This is a genomic window from Listeria sp. MAN/IMW/UF555 (genome assembly GCF_058684075.1).
In genome coordinates, this window is record NZ_JBZWZS010000003.1 from 304,555 (window position 1) to 327,524 (window position 22,970).

Annotated in this window: 15 protein-coding genes; 13 read left to right on the top strand and 2 right to left on the bottom strand. The window is 37.6% G+C overall.

The genetic code is table 11. The features are described 5' to 3' along the window. The first annotated feature begins 28 nt into the window (after nt 1-28). From AC4PG8_RS11270 to AC4PG8_RS11330, 13 genes are all read left to right on the top strand, one after another. Entirely contained in the window at nt 29-1,696 is a 1,668-nt protein-coding gene (locus AC4PG8_RS11270; protein ID WP_492170376.1) for a CocE/NonD family hydrolase, read from the top strand. Nucleotides 1,697-1,872: 176 nt separating this feature from the next. Then, nucleotides 1,873-3,210 carry a D-alanyl-D-alanine carboxypeptidase PBPD1 gene (gene pbpD1, locus AC4PG8_RS11275; RefSeq protein ID WP_492170377.1) on the top strand — a complete coding sequence of 446 codons (1,338 nt, stop codon included), beginning with the start codon at nt 1,873-1,875 and terminating at the stop codon, nt 3,208-3,210. Between the two features lie 381 nt (nt 3,211-3,591). Beyond that, on the top strand, nt 3,592-4,038 hold the full coding sequence (locus AC4PG8_RS11280; RefSeq protein WP_203574713.1) for a hypothetical protein: 447 nt from the start codon (nt 3,592-3,594) through the stop codon (nt 4,036-4,038). Nucleotides 4,039-4,058: 20 nt separating this feature from the next. Then, a complete protein-coding gene (locus tag AC4PG8_RS11285) occupies nt 4,059-13,421 on the top strand; it encodes an RHS repeat-associated core domain-containing protein (protein WP_492170378.1) in 9,363 nt (3,120 codons plus the stop codon). A gap of 2 nt (nt 13,422-13,423) precedes the next feature. After that, nucleotides 13,424-13,780, top strand: coding sequence for a DUF7957 family protein (locus AC4PG8_RS11290; protein ID WP_160464627.1), 357 nt, complete (start codon nt 13,424-13,426; stop codon nt 13,778-13,780). A 305-nt stretch (nt 13,781-14,085) separates the two neighbouring features. After that, nucleotides 14,086-15,003, top strand: a complete 918-nt coding sequence (locus tag AC4PG8_RS11295) for a hypothetical protein (RefSeq protein WP_225903283.1) — start codon at nt 14,086-14,088, stop codon at nt 15,001-15,003. Nucleotides 15,004-15,012: 9 nt separating this feature from the next. Further along, entirely contained in the window at nt 15,013-15,495 is a 483-nt protein-coding gene (locus tag AC4PG8_RS11300) for a hypothetical protein (RefSeq protein ID WP_070212488.1), read from the top strand. A gap of 172 nt (nt 15,496-15,667) precedes the next feature. Next, nucleotides 15,668-16,018: an Imm40 family immunity protein gene (imm40, locus tag AC4PG8_RS11305; RefSeq protein WP_160464626.1), complete on the top strand. Its 351-nt coding sequence runs from the start codon at nt 15,668-15,670 to the stop codon at nt 16,016-16,018. 218 nt (nt 16,019-16,236) lie between these two features. After that, the gene (locus AC4PG8_RS11310; protein ID WP_260502444.1) at nt 16,237-16,422 is read left to right on the top strand and encodes a hypothetical protein; all 186 of its coding nucleotides are present in this window, start codon (nt 16,237-16,239) and stop codon (nt 16,420-16,422) included. Nucleotides 16,423-16,920: 498 nt separating this feature from the next. Beyond that, a complete protein-coding gene (gene cdiI, locus AC4PG8_RS11315) occupies nt 16,921-17,331 on the top strand; it encodes a ribonuclease toxin immunity protein CdiI (RefSeq protein WP_228465965.1) in 411 nt (136 codons plus the stop codon). A gap of 33 nt (nt 17,332-17,364) precedes the next feature. Further along, a complete protein-coding gene (locus AC4PG8_RS11320; protein ID WP_160464625.1) occupies nt 17,365-17,760 on the top strand; it encodes a barstar family protein in 396 nt (131 codons plus the stop codon). Between the two features lie 125 nt (nt 17,761-17,885). Further along, nucleotides 17,886-18,620, top strand: coding sequence for a hypothetical protein (locus AC4PG8_RS11325; RefSeq protein ID WP_003739944.1), 735 nt, complete (start codon nt 17,886-17,888; stop codon nt 18,618-18,620). 185 nt (nt 18,621-18,805) lie between these two features. Then, nucleotides 18,806-19,159: a hypothetical protein gene (locus AC4PG8_RS11330; RefSeq protein ID WP_492170379.1), complete on the top strand. Its 354-nt coding sequence runs from the start codon at nt 18,806-18,808 to the stop codon at nt 19,157-19,159. A gap of 305 nt (nt 19,160-19,464) precedes the next feature. Here the strand turns inward: AC4PG8_RS11330 and AC4PG8_RS11335 are convergent, their stop codons facing one another. Both AC4PG8_RS11335 and AC4PG8_RS11340 read right to left on the bottom strand, forming a co-directional pair. Next, nucleotides 19,465-21,237: an ABC transporter ATP-binding protein gene (locus tag AC4PG8_RS11335; RefSeq protein ID WP_045552761.1), complete on the bottom strand. Its 1,773-nt coding sequence runs from the start codon at nt 21,235-21,237 to the stop codon at nt 19,465-19,467. Further along, nucleotides 21,237-22,958 carry an ABC transporter ATP-binding protein gene (locus AC4PG8_RS11340; RefSeq protein WP_045552762.1) on the bottom strand — a complete coding sequence of 574 codons (1,722 nt, stop codon included), beginning with the start codon at nt 22,956-22,958 and terminating at the stop codon, nt 21,237-21,239. Before AC4PG8_RS11340 ends, AC4PG8_RS11335 begins: the two co-directional genes overlap by 1 nt. Nucleotides 22,959-22,970 lie beyond the last annotated feature (12 nt).

A 22,970-nucleotide genomic window follows, 5' to 3' on the forward strand; every position in this document is an offset into this window, starting at 1 on the left:
AATCAATATTAAAAAGGAGATGTTTCACGTGAAACATAATCAATTAATAATAGAAACAGATATTCCAGCCAAAATGCGAGATGGGGTGACTCTCTACGCAGATATATATCGTCCAGCCGATGAAGGAAAGTACCCAGTTTTGCTTACAAGATTGCCTTATAGCAAATCATATGGGCTCCATTTTCTCCGTCCTAATATTTTGGCAGAGCAAGGTTATATTGTGATAGTTCAAGATGTTCGTGGTAGATACACGTCAGAAGGCGAATTTGTACCTTACATAGCAGAAGTAGATGATGGATATGACACAATTGAATGGGCAGCTAATTTGCCTTATTCTAATGGGGCTGTCGGAATGTTCGGGTTGTCGTACTATGGTTATACGCAAATATTGGCTGCGATAAGCGGTAATAAGCATCTAAAAACTATTGCTCCAATTATGGCGCAAAATAGTATGACTGACGTGTTTAACGACCATGACGGTGCGCTCGAGCTTGGTATGTGGGAAACGTGGAATTTAGAATCAATGCTTCCAAACATGCTGACTCGCAAATACAGTACACGTGAAGAACAAGAACAAGCAGCAAATACATTAATGAAAAACCTAGATAATCTCGAATCATTATATAAATTTAAACCATACAAAGACTGGCCAGCAATTGGGCGGGAAGAAATGCCTTACTTTTCAGAGTTACTTAATTATGAACCAACCCACAATCACTGGCAAAAAATCGATGCGAAAAGCAATTACGATAAAATCAATGTTCCAGGGCTTCATGTAGCCGGTTGGTACGACTGCTTTTTAGATAAAACGATCGCTAATTTCCAAAATGGTCACAGCCGTAAGCTTGGAGATAAATTAGTCATCGGACCATGGACTCATGCCAATTTTGCACAAATGATTGGAGATAGAGACTTTGGCATAGCTGCTACTAAATGGGGCGAGGCAAGTATGCATGCAAGACATATAGAATGGTTCAATCACTGGCTAAAACAAGAGCCACTACCTGAAATGGCGGCAGTTAATTATTTTGTTATGGGCTTAAACGATTGGAAAACAGCTGAAACTTGGCCACCCGAAAATACAGTTACGATACCACTTTATTTTAAAACAGGCACAGTAAGCGCAGAATTCACTCCGCCAACCAAAGAGTCAGAAGCAAAATTCAGTTATGACCCGGAAAATCCGGTGCCTTCAAACGGCGGCGGAACTTTACACAAAGAGCTACATGCGGATGGTCCCAGAGATCAACAACACCTAGAGTTGCGCAACGATATTCTTTGCTATTCAACTGCTCCACTTGAAGAGTCGCTAGAAATTACAGGACCAATCCAAGTAAAACTATGGGCGAAAACAGATGCGCCAAACACTGATTTCACCGCTAAATTAGTCGATGTTTTCCCGGATGGGACAGCCTTTAACCTAGCAGACGGCATTATCCGGGCTAACAAACAACACGGCGATAATGTGCAAAACAAAATTAATGAATATACAATTGATTTATGGGCAACAAGTAATCTTTTTGAAAAAGGGCACCAAATTCGCGTTGAAATTTCTTCAAGTAACTTCCCTAGATTCGATCCAAACCCAAATACGGGCGATAGTTTTATTAATTCAACCGAAAGCCAAATCGCGAGCCAAACGATTTATCATAGTCCTGAATTTCCGTCACATATTCTTCTGCCAATCGTTCGCTAGAAAATTTGGTTTTTGGGCGAAAAGTTTTATATACGGCACTACTAAATCATGGTAAAATATGAAAGTATCCGTCAAAAAAATGAAACTTATTCAAAAAGGGAATTTTAAAATAGGTTTCTTGATTAAAATATAGATAAAATGAGTCAATAATTTGCTCAAATGAAGGAGAAGTTGCAGTGAAAAACATAATTAAAAAAACAGGGATCGTAATCATGGCAGCATCCCTTGCAGTAAGTGGCTTTTTAGTAAGTCCGAAAGCAGCACAAGCCGCGGAAGCACCAAATGTAAATGCAAACGCAGCAATCGCGATTGAAGAGAGTACTGGTAAAATTTTATATTCAAAAGATGCTGATAAGCTAATGGGAATCGCATCCATGACGAAAATGATGGATGAATACTTATTACTTGAAGCTATTGATAAAGGACAATTGAAATGGGACGATAAAGTAACTATTTCTGAATATGCCTACAAAGTTTCTCAAGATACTTCCTTATCGAATGTTCCACTTAGATTAGGTGAAGAGTATAGTGTTCAAGAATTATATGAAGCTATGGCGATTTATTCCGCGAATGGGGCTGCGATTGCCATTTCTGAAAAAATAGCGGGTTCTGAAAAAGAATTTGTTGATTTAATGAACAAAAAAGCAGAAGAATTAAAACTAGGCGATCACCAATTTGTTAACTCGACTGGACTTAACAATGAAGATTTAAAAGGTGGCCAGCAAGTGGGCGGTCCAACAGATGAGAACAAGATGACGGCTCGCGGGATGGCAAAGCTTGCGAAACACTTAATTGATGATTATCCTGATGTTCTTAAAACAGCTAGTACAACGAAAAAAGAATTCCGTAAAGGCACATCTGACCAAATTGATATGTCGAACTGGAACTGGTTACTACCAGGATTAATTTACGGTCGTAAAGGTGTCGATGGCTTGAAAACCGGAACTACTGATTACGCTGGAATGTGTTTGACTGCAACAGCTGTACAAGACGGCATGCGAGTTGTTACCGTGGTACTTCATGCTAACGGCGGTGGTAAAGGTGAACATACGAGTGCTCGTTTTGACGAAACAAACAAAATGCTAGATTATGCATTTAACAATTTCAAGGTAAAAGAAGTACAAAAAGCAGGCTCGAAAGTGAAAAATCCTTCTACAATCGCTGTAGATAAAGGTAAGGAAGACATAGTTGGACTTATCACAAAAGATGCTGTGAAGCTAGTTGTACCAAAAAACGACAATGAACCTAAATTAAGCACTAAAGTTAAACTGAAAGAAAAAACCTTAGAAGCACCAGTTAAAAAGAATACGGAAGTTGGCGAAATGGAAGTATCCTTAAAAGATGGTGACAAATTAGGTTATCTTGATGGAACACAAACAGAAAATATTAAAGTACTAACTGCTGGCGATGTCGAAAAGGCAAACTGGTTTGCACTTTCCGCTCAAGCAGTAGGTTCTTTCTTTAAAGGCATTGGAAGCTACGTTTCTAATGGTGTGCAAGGTTGGTTTAGTTGAGAATTTATAGATAGCAGTGATTTTGTGAATTATAAATCTAAGCAAAATGACATAATTCTAGTGATGAAATGATTTTTTTATGATTTTAAATAGCTTTACTAATAGAGATTTTTCCATATTTTTTATGATGATATGGATAAGAAAGGTAGCATTCTACGGAGTGCTACCTTTTTTTGTGTGTGGTGAAAAAGCCCGCCAAAAAAGGGTTTTGAGGTATATTTACTTTGCTTCAACTGATAGATTGATGAGACTTTTTTGAGGGGAGCTATGGATGGTATAAAACGCAAATGTGACAGAAAATCGAACGTTGCTTCAAGCACACAAAATCAACTTGTTTTTATGATATACTTGCTGAGATTGTGAAAAACGGGAGGATATGGGATGAGAAATTTATCAAAAAAGAAGAAGCTATGGATAGTCTTAGCAATGCTTTTAGTGTTTATTGGGATACTGTTATTCGTGCTTCAAGATTGTGCACATGATGAAAAAGGAACAGGACCGTTAAAAGTAGAACTAGACTTCAAACGAAATTACGCAAAATGGTCAGATTTAAAGCTGAATGGGGATATTTGTAATCCACTGTATTTAGCGGAGTTAAGGGAGATGGAAAAGAGTTTCGGAACAATTTATGTAGAGGCTAAGAAACCGAAAATATGGGATGGCTTATCGAAAAAGGACCAGGCCATTTATACTGCATATGGTGATGTGGCTTCAGAGCTAAAAGTTATGAATGATGCGATTGAGGCCGAGGATTTTAAACAAGCCAAGCAAGTTCTGACAAAGATTTTAGAGATAGAGAAAGGTGTAAAGAAAGAAACTGAGATATAAAAGGGAGACGGGGATTACATATGAAAAAGGGCATAAAAATTTTACTGGTGACGTTACTTTTATTTCCACTGTTACCGTGGCAATTTGTGCAAGGAGCGGTAAATGTTGAGAGTGAGTTTGGAAATTATTACGGAAAGCAACTTTCCACGCAAGATAAAGTGACTGTGGAGGACTTAACTGAGGATGCGCAGGAGCAATTAAAGGATAAGAGTACACCGAAAGATACAACGCTTGATGAGGATTTAAGTGATAAGAATGCGGATGCTGTTCGTTTGTTTGAGGCAGAGACGCCGAATGTGACAGATACTTTAGCAGAAGATGCATCAGCTGCTGGCATGACGGAGGTTGTTTCGGAACGGACGGAGAATACGAAAACTTTTGTAAATGAAAATACGGGTGAGGGAGAGACGTATTATTTTACAGAGCCTGTGCATTTCAAGGATGATGCGGGCAAGTGGACGGACTTTGATACAACGCTAGTGAAAGATGGCGAGAAGACTTGGGCTGCAAGTGAGACGGCGAAAGAGATTACGACGCCAAAAGTGGTGACGGAAGATGCGATGCCAACACTTAGCTTAGACGGCGCGAATGTGGCTGTTCGTCCGAGTGGTGAGGCTGATTTGGCTCAGGTTGTAGCCAAGGATAACCGAATCATGTATGCGAGTGAAGATGATAAAGCGGAGCCGTTCACGTTGCAAGCTGATAGTTTTGGTATGGAGCTCGGGCAGTATGTTAAGGCGGGAGACGATACGGAACAACAGGTTACATTTGATTTGACGGTTCCAAGTGACGTGACCTTGAAAGACGATGCAAAGCGCGCGGCAACATTAATTTATCGTGGCGAAGATTTGATTGGCGCGATTCCAAGTCCAGTTTTAGAAGATGAGACGGGCTCGATTCTGGATACGTTAACCGCGAAAACGGTGAAGACGGAAACCGGGTATCAGTTGCAGGTCGCGAAGTTTAATACGACCAACCTTAAAGGTAATTTGGCCAAGGTGGCTGTTTCTTTTGTGAGCACAAAAATTACAAATGGAATTCAAGCTACTAGTTTACGTCAATATCGGGATGATGTGGCGTATTCTTTCCAACCATACATGTATATTGGTTACGATGATGGGAATAACTCGGGGACACTTGGAGCAGCACATTTTATTACCTATGGTGTTGTAAAAGTGCCAGATAGCGAGATTAAAAAAATTGGCACAAACCGTGAAATTGAATCGGCAGAGTTGTCTCTTTTTAGAAGCGGTACGGAAGGCTTTTGGGGAGACCGGGCAAAAGATAGTAAAGGAAGCGTTGTGAAACGTTTATTTGAAGTGCATGGAATTACGAAAGATGTTGGTAATATTGCCGATTTAACATATGGTAAATTTAAAAATCTTGGTTTTCCGTATGGTCCGCCTGCAAATGTAGACGGAAAAGAAACGTATATTGGAAAAATTGATGATGCGAATCGCCGAGTTTCTTTTGATATTACAAATGTTGCGAAGGACTGGGTGAATGGCGGTAAAAACAATGGTGTGATTGTGAAAACAGCAAAAGTGAATGGATTTGAACTACCATATTCGCAGGCTGATGTATTTGCTGCGCCTAAGTCTGGGGTGACGAGCGAGTCGCCGTATGTGGTATTTAAACACCGTGAGCGTCCGCCGATTGATGCGGACATGCCACTGAAAGATACAAAGCTTTATTTGCGTCCGTTTGTAAGTGCGAATAATGATGGGAAATTGGATTTTACAGCGCTTGGAATGGACGGCGTTGGTCGCCCAGATGCGAAAATTAATTATAAAATTATCGATACATCGGATAAAAACAAGGTAGCATTTAGCGGAACGGATCCATCAATTGGTCGAGATTATTTATTCCCGAACTATCCGAAGCTAAGTAGTGAAACACAGGAATACCGTGAGTTAATGAGTAACTGGCAGACTAACACGCTACTTTTAAAAGGCGCTTTGAAAGAAAATCATTTGTATCAAGTAGAAGCGGAGATTAAAGATGGAACCGAATCTGTAAGTAAGAAATACGATACGTTTCAGATTTATAAAGTGACAGGTCTAGACTCGTTGCCTCGTCTTTTGAAATTCTACGGGATTGCAAATAAACGGTCGCAGTTTATGCTGGATAATAATATGAAGGATGAATTGCTCGTTCAAGGAAACGTCGTGTTTATTCGGAATCCGCAAAAGAATGCTGGTAAAGCCTACCAACCGGGAAATTATGATACAGCGGAGAAAATGCGGCTTGATGCGCTTGCTATAGGGCGTGGCAAGCATTGTACATTCGGATATGAACCAATTAATTTTGATAGTGGGAACTTGCTTTATAACATGGAAGATGCGAAATGGTTTGACTTCGATGAGGAACAGACGATTACGCGGACTTATAATTCGATGGCACAAGGCAAAGATAGCCCAATCGGACGGAATTGGACCTTTAATTTAGCTGATCAGCTAGGTTTCTTAGAAGACGGCACCGTTATGTTGGCCCGCTCAGATGGCGGAAGTGTGTTTTTTGAGAAGCAGCCGGATGGAACTTTTGAAATAGAAGAAGATGAGCCCCTAGCACTTACAAAAAAAGTGAATAAAAACGGCGCGCGTGAATTTGAGATTGTGGATTCAAAAACAGGCAAAATCTCTCTTTTCGCTGCAAACGGCCTACTTTTAAAAGTGACAAGTAAGGACGGAAATGCAACGAACTATACGTACAATGCTGATGGTGAATTGGTGAAAATGGCCACTGGCTCTGGGAAGGTGTTGCAGTATACGTGGGATGCAGATGGGCACTTGAAAGAAATTGTGTTGCCTGATGGCGGGAAATTGGCTTATTCATATGATGACGATGGAAATCTGACAAAACTAGTGGATCAAACTGGAAAAGTGATTACATATCAGTATGATTCAGAACATCATATGACATCGTATAAAGACCATAACGGAAAATTATTGATTAAAAATACATTTGATGCGGATGGTCGTGTGACGGAACAAACGGACGGAGAAGGCAATACTGCCACACTGAAATATGAGAAAGGTAAAACAACGACAACAGACTTCAACGGTAATAAGAAAGTGGTTTATTTTAATGAGCGCTTCCAAACCACGAAGATTGAGTATGCCGATGATACAACGACTGAAAATAAATATGACGATAAACACCAATTAGTCGCTTCTATAGACCAATTGGGAAACACGACAACTTTTGAAAATGATGCAAACGGAAATCTAACAAAAACCGTATATCCAGATGGGACAACAGAAACGAACGAATTTGACGCGAAAAACCAATTGATACGCGTGACGGATAGCCGTGGAGGCGTAACGAGCTATACCTATGATTCTAATGGAAATGTCGTACAAATAACGGAGCCAAACGGTGGTGTGAAGAAATTTACGCATAATGCAGATGGTCAGGTGGTTACAGAGACTGATGCAAATGGCGCGGTAACAAAGACCGCTTATGATGCGAAAGGAAATCCGACAAAAGTAACGGACGGCCGCGGTAATGAGACAACCTACGCCTATGATAATTTGTCGATGTTGAGTAGCATTACAGATGCAAATGGTAAGTCGGAAAAGTATGAACGAAATGCGCGCGGTGAGCTAGTGCGCGAATGGAATGCAAATGGAGCAGCGACAACATATTCCTATGATTCAAATGGTAATAAGACAAGCGAAACCGATGAGAACGGGAATAGCACTACTTTTGAATATGATGCTTTTGGTCGTTTGAGTGAGGAAACGAATCCACTAGGCGGCGTTACAAAGTATAAATATGACGGAAATGGCAATAAAATTAGCGAAACAGACCCACTCGGTAACACGGAGGAATTTAAGTATGACTCGCAAAATCGGATGATAGAAGCGATTGCGGCAGACGGCTCGGTCATTACGTATCGCTATGATGCACTTGGTCAAAAATTATCCGAAGAAACCGAAGATGGTCAAAAAACAAGCTATCTATATGATGCAAAATCAGGCTATAAGACACAAGAAACAGACCCACTTGGTAACAAGACAAGCTATGCCTATGATGCAGACGGCAATGTCACGAAAATCACCTATCCAGACGGGACAACAGAAGAGTTTAGCTATGATGCAATGGACAATATTACACGTTTTGTCGATCAGGCTGGTAACGTTCAGACGTATGAATTTGATGCGAACGGAAACACAACAAAATTAAAAGAATCCGGCCGTGTTTCGACATACAGCTACGATGAAAATGGTAGTGTGACCTCAGAAGAAGATGCAGCTGGCGGCGTAAAGCGCTATAGTTTTGATAAAGTGGATCAAATAGAAATCGAAACCGACGAACTTGGCGAAAAAACCCACTATGTATATGATGCAGACGGCAATGTCACGAAAATTACGGACGGAAATGGTCATACTATAACAATGGCGTATGATAACGCTGGTAATATGATTCGCCAAACGGACGCAGAAGGTAATACCACAAAATATACCTATAATGCGCTTCATTTAGTCGAAACGGAAATTTCATCAACAAACGATATCACTCAATATCGCTATAACAAAAACGGCGATTTAATCAAAGAAATAGATCCATACGGTAACGAAACAAGCTATCGTTACGCAAAAACAGGCGAAGTGTCTAAAATCATTGATGCCCTAGGTAACGAAACAACATATGACTACGATAAGCGTGGCAATTTGACAACAAGTACTGATCCACTCGGTCGAAAAACAACCTACAGTTACGATAAGGCGGACCGTATCATCGAACAAAAAAAACCAGATGGCACAAAAGCAACGTACACTTATGACAAAATGGACAGACTGCTAGAACAACAAGACAATACAGGTCAAAAAGAGAGCTACACATACAACGCAACTGGTGATGTGACCCGTATTGCCGATCGTAAAGGTCGCACTGAATCCTACACCTATGACACATTCGGCAATGTCAGCAGTAAAACCGACATGCGAGGCAATAAAACGAGCTACGAATATGATGCAGCCAACCGCTTAGTGAAGCAACAAAACCCAACAGGTAAGGCGCAAAGCATCGACTATAACAAACGTGGCGATATTACCTCGGAAGTTTTACCAAATACTGGGAAATACACTTATAAATACGATGCAGAAGGTAATTTGTTGTCAGAAACAAACCCGCTAGGCGAAACAACAAGCTATCAATACAATGGCAACGATGAGCTGATTACGACAACGAATCCAGCAGGCGCTAAATCTAGCGTAACTTACGATGCAAATGGCAATGTCACAGCAGTTACCGATGAGAATGGCGGCATAACAAAACAAACTTTTGACGCAACAGGTTTAGTCACAAGCCAGACAGATGCAGAAGGAAATAAAACACAATTCGGCTATGACCAATTAGGACGCCTAACAACCGAAATAGATGCAGCAGGATTCAAACTCCTGAACAGCTATGACGCAGCGGGACGCCTTATCGCTGAAACAGATAAGCGCGGAAACACAACGAAATACACGTATGATAACGCAGATAACATTTTGACAGTCAAAGAGCCTTATGGTACCACATCGAAATTTAAATATGATCTACGTGGTAATGTGACCAAAGAAATAGATGCAAATGGCAATGCGACAACTTATAGTTATGATAAAGACGATCAACTTTTATCTGAAACGGACCCGATTGGTTATAAACAAAGCTACAAATATAACGAATACGGCGACCTTATTGAAGAAAGTGATAATCAGCAGAAAAAGGCGATTGCCAGCTATACGTATGACAAATTGGGTCAGCAAACGACGAAAAAAGATATTCAAGGTCGAATCACGCGCTACACATATGACGATACCCAGCGCATGACGCAAATTACGTATCCAAATAAACTTGCGGTCGGCTATACGTACGATAAACTAGACCGTGTTACTACAATGCGAGATGTTCGTGGCAATGATACTAAAATTCAGTATGACAAAGTCGGCAACGTTACCTCCATGATTGATCCAGGTAACCAAGTCTACAAATACACCTACGACAAAAAAGGCAATATGACCAAAGAAATCGACCCACTCGCAGCAAGCACAGAGTATCGTTACAATAAAAACGACCAAGTTATCAGCATAAAAGACCCAACAAACGCAATAACTAAATACCAATATGATGCACGTAACCTGCTAACTTCTATTACAGATGCCAAAGGTCACACAACAAAAATGGCCTACGATGGCAACGAGAATCTTAGCGAAACAACAGACGCAAAAGGCAATAAAGAACGCTTCGAATACGACGCACTAGATCGCATGACAGCAGCACAAAACCGATTAGGACAAAAATCAACTTACAGTTACGACAAAGTAGATAACGTCAAGGAAATCAAAGACGCCAAAGGTTTTGTCACAAAATATAGCTACAACGATCGCAGTGACCTCGTCAAAGAAGTAACACCAGAAGGCAAAACCGAAAAATACGAATACCAATTAGATGGTTCTTTGAAGTCTAAAACTAAGCCAGATGGTGAAAAAACAACTTTCAAATACGATGAATTAAACAATTTAGTCGAGCAACAATTTGATGGTGGCAGCTACAAATACACTTATGACAGTAATGACGACGTAAAAACCGCCACATCAAAAGACGGAACATCCAAGTTTACCTACAATAAATTCGGTGACGTACTATCAGTCAAAGATGCAAACGGCGAAACGTTGAAATACGAATATGATACAATCGGCCGCAAAACCGCGCTCATTTATCCAGATAACACCCGCGTATCTTACCGCTACAATGACGCCAACCTGCTAACCGATGTCATCGAATCAGACGGTAAAAAAACCAGCTACACGTATGATGCGAACGGCCTGCCACTGAGCATTCATTACAGCAATGGCACAACGACTAGCTATAAATACACAGCAACTGGCGAAACCGAGCAAGTCATCACCAAAAATAAAGCCGGAGAAACCATCGCGTCATTTGACTACAACTACGACGAAAACGGTAACGTAGCCAAAGAAACCATCAATCAAAGTGGCGAAAAACAAACCAAGAGCCACACCTATGATGCCGATGACCAGCTGATGGAAACAACAATAACTAAAGGAAAAACTACCGAAAAAATTACGTATATCTATGATGCTAACGGCAACCGAAGTAAACTTTTACGTAATAAAAACGGTAAGAAAACCACGGAAAACTATCATTACGACGATGACAACGCGCTCACCATGATTAAAGCAGATGGTGATAAAGACACAACCTACACGTACGACAAAAACGGTAACATTACCAAAAAAGCCTTACGAAGTGGTAAAGTAGAAACATACACGTACAATGGCGAAAACCAACTGATTCAATCCGCTGACAACGAAGGCAATCAGACGACATACACATATGACGCATTTGGTAATCGCATAGGCAAACAAACCATTACAGACAAAACTAAGTCCTTCAAAGGGTCGCTCAGTGAATGGATTACAGAATACGACAAAGATAGTCAAAAAGGCAAAACAGAAACACTAGCGGCACAATTAGAAACTCGCGCCAATGAAACTTCTAAAGGTTGCTCAGCGTATGCAGAAGCAAGTACGCAAAAAGTGACTAAAGATGGCATGCAAGGGAAAACCGAGCTTAAAGCAAGCGATAGCAGCGGAAGCAAAACCAGTCAGCGCACCACGAAAATGACTCAAACAGTTGGCTATCAAACGGTAAATACCATTCGCTATGTCAACGATTTAACGCAAGAATACACCCAAGTCGCTCAGCTTAACGAGACGACAGAAGACGACGGCGAAACAAGCACCACCAAGACCGCTTTCCGTTTTGGTGACGACAATCAAATAATCGGTACCGAAGAAGAAAGCTATCACGAAAACGGCCTAACCGACATCACAACAACAACTGACGGCGAAACAAGTACCGACTATGATTACACCGACTATGGTACCGCACTTGCGACAGCCCCAGTTGCGAATCAAATCGGTTATCGCGCGCAAATGCACGACACAAGCGAATCACAAAACTTGCGTGCCCGAAATTATGACACAAACACCGGTCGTTTCCAACAAGTCGATAGCTACAGAGGATCCCTAGACGACCCACGTAGCCAAAACCGCTACATCTACGGCGTCAATAACCCAATGTCATTCAGCGACCCAAGCGGAAACATACCAAAATGGCTTAAAAAAGCAACCAAAAAAGTCAAAAAAGCCGCGAAAAAAGTAAGCAAAGGCATCAAAAAAGTCAAAAAAGTCATCAAAAAAACCGTCAAAAAAGTAAAACGCGCCGTGAAAAAAGTCAAAAAAGCCATCAAGAAAACCACCAAAAAAATCAAACGCGCCGTCAAAAAAGTAACCAAAAAAGTCCAAAAAACAGTGACGAAATTCAAGAAGGCAGCTAAGAAATCGATTAAGCAAGCTCGAAAAACAGTCAAGAAGGTCTATAAAAAAGCCAAACAGACTGTCGTGAAAAAAGTAAATAAAATCAAGAAAACTACTAAAAAAGTTGTTAAAACCGTCAAAAAAGCCGGAACCAAAGTAATAAATAAAGCTACTAGCAAAATCAAAACAGTCGGCAAAAAAGCCAATGCAATAATAGCCGCAGGTAAAGAAGCGGCAGCTAAAGCAAAAAAAGAAAAAGCGGATCGAAAAGCCGCAGCCAAAGAAGCCTTATGTAAAAACCAAGAATTCTTAGAAAGTCAAAAGAAAGGCTACAGCGATCCAACCTACGACTACAAAGCCGGTTATCCAAGAACAGGTGAAGTATGGGCTTTTGATGCGAATGGAAATATTGATAAAGAAAAAAGCGCAGAAGTTTCTGAACAACTAAACTTTTGGAACTCTATTGCAGCTATGGCTATCCCAGGGCCAGGAGAAATAATAATGGGTAAGGTTGCAGGGACAATTGTAGTTAAAGTTGGAGGGAAGTTTGCTTCGAAACTGTTTCCTAAGGCTGTAACTAAGGGAGCTAAGGGTTTTGAGTATTTAGATAATCAATTAGGAAGTATAAAAAATAAAGTAAAGGTCAATAAATACGAATCAGCTGAGACTGTTAATACCTGGTGGAAAAAGCAAGGATACGAGCACCCGCCGTACACTCCTAAAACTGTTGTCCAGGAAATAAAACTCTTAGAAGACACCAAATTTGTTAGGGTATATGATGGTGTGGACAGTGGGTTGTATGGAGGCTGGGTCATGCGAGCTGAAGATATTAAAGGATTAACCCCTTTACAAATAAAAGAAAAATTTGCGTTGCCTCAACTACCTAAATATATTGGAGAAGTTACGTTACCTAAAGGTAGTACTATTAGAGCAGGGGAAGTTAATCCAATATTTGGAAGCAAAGGCGGTGGATTCCAATTCGATATGATGCAACAAAAAATTGGTGAGTTTAAAGAAATAGGGAAAATTATAGATTGGAGCGGAGAATAACAATGCAATATAAAGATAATGAGTTAGAAATTTCAGGTAAAAAAATCAAATTCCCAAAGAAAATTGATGAAATTAAACAAAATGATGAGTATGTATTTGTAAGATTAGCAATTATCATGAATTCATCAGAGTATATAGAAGGTGAGGATAATAATGTTTACGCGATAGATAAAATGGGAAATATTGTTTGGCAAATTAAGAATTTCCCTCCTAAAGATAACCTTGAATTTACTTGTTCACCCATTGTTCTTATGTATGTAGATGAAAGTAATCATTTATTTGTAACAGATTTTTCAGGAAGAAGGTTTAAAGTTAACTTGAAAACAGGCGATATGCAAATGGTAAGTATAACTAAATAAAAAAGGCAATTTACTATCTGATTGGAGTCGGATAGTAAAACCTTGACCAGCAAGGAGAGACTCACTAATCAAGTTACCGATAGCTAACAAAACGTTAACTGTTAGTGCATGATGACTCATTTAAGAGAGCTTGAAAGAGCTCTCTTAAATGCGTATAAAGTAATACTTTTTTAAATTAAGATTCAAATAAAAAAATGCATTACGTTGATTCTTAATACAAGCACATCTCAAAATGGCTTTAAAAAGCAACCCAAAAAGTCAAAAAAAAAGTCATCAAAAAAACCGTCAAAAAAGTAAAACGCGCCGTGAAGAAAACCACCAAAAAAGTCCAAAAAACAGTGGCGAAATTCAAGAAGGCAGCTAAGAAGTCAATTAAACAAGCTCGAAAAACAGTCAAAAAGGTCTACAAAAAAGCCGGAACCAAAGCAGTAAATAAAGCTACCAGCAAAATCAAAACAGTCGGCAAAAAAGCCAATGCAATAATAGCCGCAGGTAAAGAAGCGGCAGCTAAAGCAAAAAAAGAAAAAGCGGATCGAAAAGCCGCAGCCAAAGAAGCCTTATGTAAAAACCAAGAATTCTTAGAAAGTCAAAAGAAAGGCTATAGCGATCCAACCTACGACTACAAAGCGGGCTATCCAAGACCGGATGAAGCATGGGCCTTCGATGCTAACGGAAATATTGATAAGGAAAAAAGCGCAGAAGTTTCTGAGAAAATAGGTGAATGGAGCACTTATGCACTTATGCTTGTCATACCGGGTCCAGAAGAACTATTAATTACTGGATTTTTAGTCAAAGTTGGAGGAAAAGGTGGCACAAAACTGGTTTCTAAGGCTGTGACTAAGGAAGTCAGTAAGTTGGATACTCCAAAACCACATGTGGGAATTGTTCAATCTAGAATTAATTTGGCTGAAAATCCAACAAGATTTAGTCCGTCTAATAATGCTGGAATGAAACATGTTAGAGATAGACATTTTGATCCATTAAAAAATGCTGGACAATTCTCAATATCTGAATTGGAGTTAAAGGCTATATTGCAATCCAAAAAAACGGTAAATACAACTGTAGTTAATTTAGGTGAAGGTAGATTTGAAAGAGTAGTAGATATTAGTGAAAGTATTGGGACTGTCAAACCTAGTTTAGGCGGAGAAAAGACAACATGGTTAAAAGTGATAACAGATAAAGCTGGAAATGTTATTACAACTTTTCCGATTCCAAAACCATAGGAGGTTATTATGAATACAGATATTATAAAAATCTATGATGATTTTGATAAAAATAAGTTAAATAATTTTTTTGATAATCTTATTCAATTTGTGAATAAATACGAATCTGAATTTCAGAAATACACATCATTAGATTACTTAAAATCAATTAGAAGATTTAAATCTCAAGATTTTATTCTAGGTCATTCAGATGATAATCTAGAAGCAGGTATATTTTTTTATAAAACAAAAGTCGAAGAAAACCGAGAAGATATTTGCAACCAAGTTGCAGCATTAATATGGGCACTGAGTGCATATATGATTGATGAAGTATGCCCAGTTTGCTCTGAAAGTAACATGCGTTTAACCGTTATTGCTGGAGAGAGTGATCCAATTATCAAATTTTGCGATGAATGTTTATATACAGGCGTGGATGGTAAGTATGTTGAAATTAAAGAAGAATTAATTCCAGCATCTAAAAATCTGGTAAAATCTTATTTAAATATGAAATAGAAGACTCATGGAGATATATGAGAATAAATAAGTAAATAAATGTAAATGGGATTCAAGTGGGTCTAATATTAAAGAAAGTGTCTAAAGCTTTACAACTTCAAAAAAGGCACTTTATCATTTAATTACTAATTAAGTGATAAAGTGCCTTAAATAATAGAAAGAGGAAATTGATATGAATAGTAATCATTTGAAAGCTATCCAAAAAATCATTCCAAAATCCACATGGTCTAAAAAAATTAATTTAGAAGATAGTGTGGGTGCTAGTGAAGTTGCTTGGCATTATAGTGATATCGTGCAGGTAATCAATATTTTAACGAGAAATGGATATATAATATTAGGCGGAGATGTGTATCAACTATTGAATGATAGTATTGAAGTAACATATGATAATTGGTATATTAATGCAGAAAAAACTGAAGAGGGCATGAGGCTTTCAGAGGAAAAAGCAAAAGATTATTTAGAATCTTATTATGAAAGATTTGGAGAGAATTTTATATACTCTATAGTTTATAAGAAAATATAAGATTGTGTTTATACAATTTGTTGGCATGGATAGAACCTGTTATTAAAATAAGTGTAGAATGTAATCGTGCGGAAGAGGACTTGTAACAAAATTATTCTGTAATAGTTGACGCTAGAAAAACTATAGGAATCAAGGCAGAAAACTTAATTAAAGTTGTATTATCAGAAGATGGAGGTATGTTATCATCTTATCCAGTAAAATGGAAAGGTGAGATTATTATGGATGTTTTAGAAGGATTTTTGCAGGCAGAAATTAATACACAGGAATTATATGAAGATATAATGTCTTTTATAACTTCATATCATATCAGATGTGGAGAATTTGAAGGAAATGAATATATAATAAAAAAAAATGGATCAAACCAATTTTATTTTATTTCCGGAATATATAGATACAGATGGTGAAAGAGAAATACATAGAGCAAGATCAGTTTATAGAAACAATTTAATCAAAGAGATTAATGACTGTGCTCAGGTTAAAGGAATACAAGTAATTGATGTAAATTAGTAGTTACTAAGAAATGATTACAGTTCGAAAATGTAGTCTCATTGAAAAGAGAGATTCTCTTAGATAAACTTTCATAAGTGAACCTATAGGGCGAATTTTCTCTGTGGAGTATACTTGTGGGAGTTTAAGAGGTTGAAGGCTCGTTCAATTAGGAAACGGCTTTTGCAATCGGATGAATGATTATATGTATGATTAAAAATCCACTTTGAATATTAACTACATTGTGGATTTTCTTTTTTATTATCTTTCAACAGTTGACTATTAGTTTTATTTTCAAGCAATAAGCAGAGTCAGCTTTTTCAAGACGCGAAGGATTTGTTTTCGAATATTGAGAAAAGAAACGGCAAAGTAAAAAGTGATATGCCGACAAAAGTGAATGATTGGATAGTGATATTATGCAAAATGAATTTCAACTTTTAGAAGACAAGAAAAGTATAGATCAACTTATGTTAACGTATTTTTCAATAATAAGTGGAAGATATTTGAAAAAGGCTTTGTCTGCTTTTAAAGAAAAAGAAGGATACGGACAAGAAATAGTTTTTATTTCCTTTAAAAACGACTTAGATGATTATGATATAGCGCAATTACCAAGACCGTTAGATGATAAACATGTTTTAGTCGAATTAGGATTCCCAGCTGTAGAGATTGACCAAATAGCTTACTTAGATTTTAAAACATTTTATGCTTATTTAGATGAGAATGTAAAAAAAGAGGCGGAAAGAAATCCAGAAGGAAATGCCTATAAAGGACTGCTTGGAAATGTGTTGATTCCTAATACGAGAATAACGAAGCTGAAATGCCAATAGTACAGTGGAACGCCTTAAATAGAGGGAGTATCTATGATAAAAAATGAAATTTCAAGAGTAAATACAATAGATATTTTAGAGTTAGAGAAGAACGCAAAAGAGAATGAGTGCTATATTGTTAATATCCAGGGAGGTAATATTCAAACCAAAAAAAGTTTTCTTGAATTAATGACGGAAAAATTTTTATTACCTGATAGTACTGGGTGGGATTCATTTACAGACTGGATGACTGATTTAAGTTGGATTGATAATCCATGTTTTTGTATTATAATTAAAGATTATACAGATTTCTTAAAAAAAGATACTGAGTCCAAAGAAATTGTAATGGAAATTTTTAAAGAAGATATTTTACCTTTTTGGGAAAAAGGTGTAACTCAAACAGTTGTTGAGGGGAAACCTCGTTCGTTTAAAGTATATTTAGTTAAATAGCATATTCATGTAATTAAATGAAATAATAGTCCTTGAGGGTAAAAAACAAAGAAATGTATAACCTCTATTAAATTGTTAAACTAATAGCAGATTCAACCAAGAGATTACCGAAATGAGGAAATAATATGCTAATAAAAAAATCTATTACTATTACCGAGAATGATATTTATGAGATAGGAGCTACAAAGGATTATTTAATTATCAATGACAACTATACTGGGATAGTTGTGTATGACAAAGAATGTAATAGAAAATGTAATATTAAAATTGATGAAAACCTCATGATTTATCAATTTTATACATCACTTTTGAATAATTTCGTTGTTATTTTCGATGCAGAAAATGAAAAGCTGTATGTTGTGAATTTATTAAATCATACAGTAAAAAACATAGATACAGATACGATGATATTCGATAATTATTATTTTGTGGATGGGGACAATTTTATTTTGAAAGAGGACTTGGTGGAGTATACCTTATCGTTTGAGAAAGCCAAAATCATTAAGATGCGAGTAATTAGTAAAACGGATAAGCAATTTTTAATAGGTAATTCTCAAGATGAAAAGGTCTTTAGAGATGAAAAAGGTAGGATATATTATGGTGACGAAACACAAAATAGAGTAGAGTTGTTGGATAATAATGCAATTGAAGGCTTTATAGCAACAAATAAAAAGAATATACTAATTTATGATGAATTAAAGATTTTAACTTATAAAAATTTACAATTCAAAGAGAAATACAGAATTCCCGAGGAGTTTATGTTAAGGAAGGCTCTGTTTTTAACAGAAGAGGTTCTGGTTTTACTATTAAATGAGAAGAAGAATATTTTAAAAAGTATAATCCAAACATATCAAATTTAGGCTTACAAAGTTGATGAGGCGCAGCACTAACCACAAGTAGTGACAACTTATAAAGCGATGATTACGATGTGTCCAGGGCTATAGAGAAAATATCCCCGATGCTAACAGAGGATGTAGTCTTAGTTTAGAATCATATTTGTCAGGTGCTAAAAAATTTGAAAACGAATAAAAGAAGGTATTTATACATGAATAAAACTGATGTATTTAATCTAGCAAAATCACTTAATTGTGAATATGAAGTTGATTTATGGTCTGAAATAAATTCGTTTTTTGAGTATCAAGAAGATAATATCTCTAGCTTTGAATTGAAATTTCAAAAAGAAGGTAAAAAGATAAATAATTATTTTTCATTAGATGTGAACATGAAAAATTTTAGCTATCAAGCGGCACAAAGTTTGTTCCATCAATTGGTGCAGTTTATTGAGTACAAATCCGCAACTATTTATACCCAAGAAAAAAGAGCCACTGATATTACGATATATTTATTGTCCGCAACTTCTGAGAATAAAGGATTTCTGATACAGTTGAAAATTCAATAAAGAACGTTTAGAAGAGAATACATCTACAACTCAAGTTTAGGAGACATTAAATTGAATAAAACAACAGTTAAAGCAGAGTTTTGGATTAGTAGATAGTAAATATTTATATATGTATGATTAGGAAGTTAGTAAGATGACGACAAATAAGCGAGTTGGGAGGTAAAATCTTAAACAAAAGAAAATGGTTTGGATAAAGATTCATTATTTAAAATAAAACAAGCAGAAAGCTATGTCATTTACAAAACGACATAGCTTTCTGCTTGTTTATTTGTCAGTTGTTGTTTAAAACACAAGTGAGAATAGTTTTACTCAATAACAAACTGATTATGATAAAGCTCAGAATAAAATCCTTCCGCCTTCATCAGCTCATCATGGTTACCTTGTTCAATCACTTCACCTTGATGTAGTACGACGATATGGTCGGCATCAAGGATAGTTTTTAAACGGTGGGCGATGACGAAACTAGTTCTACCGGAGATTACGTTGTCCATAGCTTTTTGGATGCGGCTTTCGGTTACGGTATCTACATTACTTGTCGCTTCATCTAGAATTAGAAGAGAAGGGTTCGTAATAATAGTTCTCGCAATACTCATAAGCTGCTTTTGACCAACACTGAAAATATTGTTTTCATCACTGATTTCTGTTTCATAACCTTTTTCTAGGTTCATAATGAAGTCATGGATGTTAGCTTGTTTCGCAGCGTTAATCACTTCCTCGTCGCTTGCTTCCGGCTTACCGAAAACAATGTTATCGCGAATGGTTCCCGTAAATAGAACGGAATCTTGTAGCACGATACCAACTTGTTTACGAAGAGAATCAAGACGAATGTCGCGGATGTCGATATCATCAAAGAGAATCGCGCCTCCATCGACATTATAGAAGCGGTTAAGAAGGTTCATAACAGTTGTCTTACCAGAACCAGTTGGTCCAACAAGCGCCACCATTTTACCTTTACTTACATCAATTGACACGTCTTTTAGAACTGGTTTTTCAGGGTCATAAGCGAAATCAACATGATCTAGTTTAACACCTTTATTAATACCATCAATTGTTTGTAAGTTCTCGCGTTCAACTTCTTCTTCCTCTGCAAATACTTCACTAACACGACGCGCACCAGTGATTGCTAGTTGTAGCAAGCTGTACTGGGACGAAATTTGTGTTAGTGGCATATAGAATTGTTGTGAATATTGAACGAACATAACGATTAAACCAAGAGCGGCTGTGCGTTCTAGGTCGCCGTTTAGAGCTAACCATCCACCGAAGAAGATAACGATAGCTGTATTTAATAATGAAATACCTTGCATCATTGGGAAAAGTAAACCGGAGTAAACTTGACCTTTGTAAGTTGCGTTTTTAACAACATTATTTTGTTTAACAAAGCCCTCAATAGTTTCTTCTTCTAAGCCATTTGTGATAATAATTTTTTGACCAGAAATTTTTTCGTCAATGTAGCCGTTCAAAACACCTAATTCATCTTGTTGAATATCAACGAATTTGCGGGCTTTTCGAATGATTATAGTCGCAATAATAATCGCAAATGGAGCAGATATTAAAGTAACAAAGGCTAGTTCCACATTTTGCTGGAACATCATGATGATGACACCAATCATTAATGCAATGTTTGATAGCACTTGAATCAATGCTTGGTTGAGTGTGTTAGAAATGTTATCCAAGTCACTAGTGAAGCGACTCAGCATTTCGCCATCATTGCGGCTATCGAAGAAACGGATTGATAGTTTTTCCATCTTGCGGAAAAGCCCTATACGCATTCTGTTCGTCGATTTACCAGCTACCCCTGTCATAATGATACTTTGGATAAAAGTGGCAGCAGCGAGCAGTACGTAGCAGAGAATCAGCATCCAAATGATATGGATGAAGTCACTCTTGTCATCAACACCCGTTTGTAGTAAACGAACAACATAATCACCAAGTTCTTGAACGGCGTTACCAATATATTGTGGCGCTTTTACTTGAAGGTATGTCGCAAAAACTACAGCAATTAAAATGACAAAAAGTTGAGGTTTATAACCCCGCAGATAGTGCCAGAAAAAGCGGCTAATTTGTTTAAACTCTTTCATTATGCGGTTACCTCCTTGCCTTTTTGAGTGTCGTAAATTTCACGGTAAGTTTCATTTTCTTTAAGAAGTTCTTTGTGGGAACCAACGCCAACGAGTTTACCTTGATCGAGCACGAGAATTTTATCTGCTTGAATAACAGAAGAGATTTTTTGTGCAATGATGAAAGTAGTAGTGTCGTCTAGCTCTTTATTAAGTGCTTCTTTGACTAATTTCTCGGATTTTGCATCAAGGGCACTTGTGCTGTCATCAAGAATTAGTACTTTCGGCGAACCGATAACTCCACGTGTAATGGATAGGCGTTGTTTTTGTCCACCAGAGAAGTTGTTTCCACGCTCGGAAACAGGTGCTTCATATAGTTTTGCTTGTTTATCAATAAATTCTTTCGCTTGTGCTATTTTACTTGCATGTTCCATTTCATCGGTTGTCGCGTCTTTTTTACCATGACGTAAATTGTCTGCGATTGTTCCTGAGAAAAGGATTGCGCGTTGGAGCACGAAGGAAACAGTGCTACGAAGTGTTTTCTTATTGATGTCTTTTAGGTTAGTACCACCAACAATAACTTCCCCTTCAGTTGGATCGTAAAGGCGTGGAATTAGCTGGGCAAGAGTCGATTTACCCGAACCTGTTGCGCCAACAATACCAACCATTTCACCAACATTTGCTTTAAAAGAAATATCTTTAAGAGCAGGTGTATCGTCACCATCATATTTGAAACTAACGTTACGGAACTCAACAGTACCTTCTAAATCTTGTTCAGGCGCATTTTCGTTGTATGTAATATCTGGTTCTGTTTCGAGAACTTCAGTAATACGTTTCAAGGAAATAAGCGCACGAGAGGCCATCATCATTAGCATACCGCCGATAATAATTGCCATCATGATTTGCATTAAATAGTTCATAAATGATGCGATAGCTCCGATAACTTCTGGGTTTTCAGCAGCCATATCACCTACAAAGAAAATAGAAACAACAATTGCTAAGTTAGAAACGAGCATAAATGCAGGAATCATGACAGAAAAAAGAGTTCCTACAATGATAGTGTGACGAGTTAGTTTGTCACTGACAGTTGTGAAACGTCCGATTTCGTTATCTTCTTGAACAAAAGATTTAACAACACGCATTCCGGCAAGGTTTTCTTTTGCGATAGAATTTACGCGGTCAATTAACTTCTGGATAATTGCAAAGTGTTTACCCATAGAGCCAAATGTGAAGACAACAATTAGCACAACGAGTACAACAAGCACAATAATTACCCACCATAATTCAGGTAGAGTAAACATCGCTAAAATAAATGCCCCGATAAACATAATCGGAATTCTTGTTAGCGACTGTAGTGAAAGCATCACTAAATTTTGTACTTGGGTAATATCGTTTGTTTGTCGAACGACTAGATTACCTGTCGAAAGTTTTTCAATGTTACTAAATGAAAATGTTTGGATTTTACGGAAACTAGATTCACGAATATCTGCGCCGACACCTTGAGCGACTTTGGCAGAAAGAATCGTGTTTAGAATCCCAGCGATAAGGCCAACTGCGGCGATACCGATTAGAAGTGCGCCTATGGAAGAAATTTCATCCATATTATCTTTCATAATGGCGTCTAGGACTTGCTGAAGTAATTTTGGTTGCCATAGTTGTGAGATAACCATGACTACTACAAACAAAGTAGATAATGTTGCTTGTAGCTTGTAATTTTTAAGATGGTGAAACAATACTTTCATGATTTTCCTCCC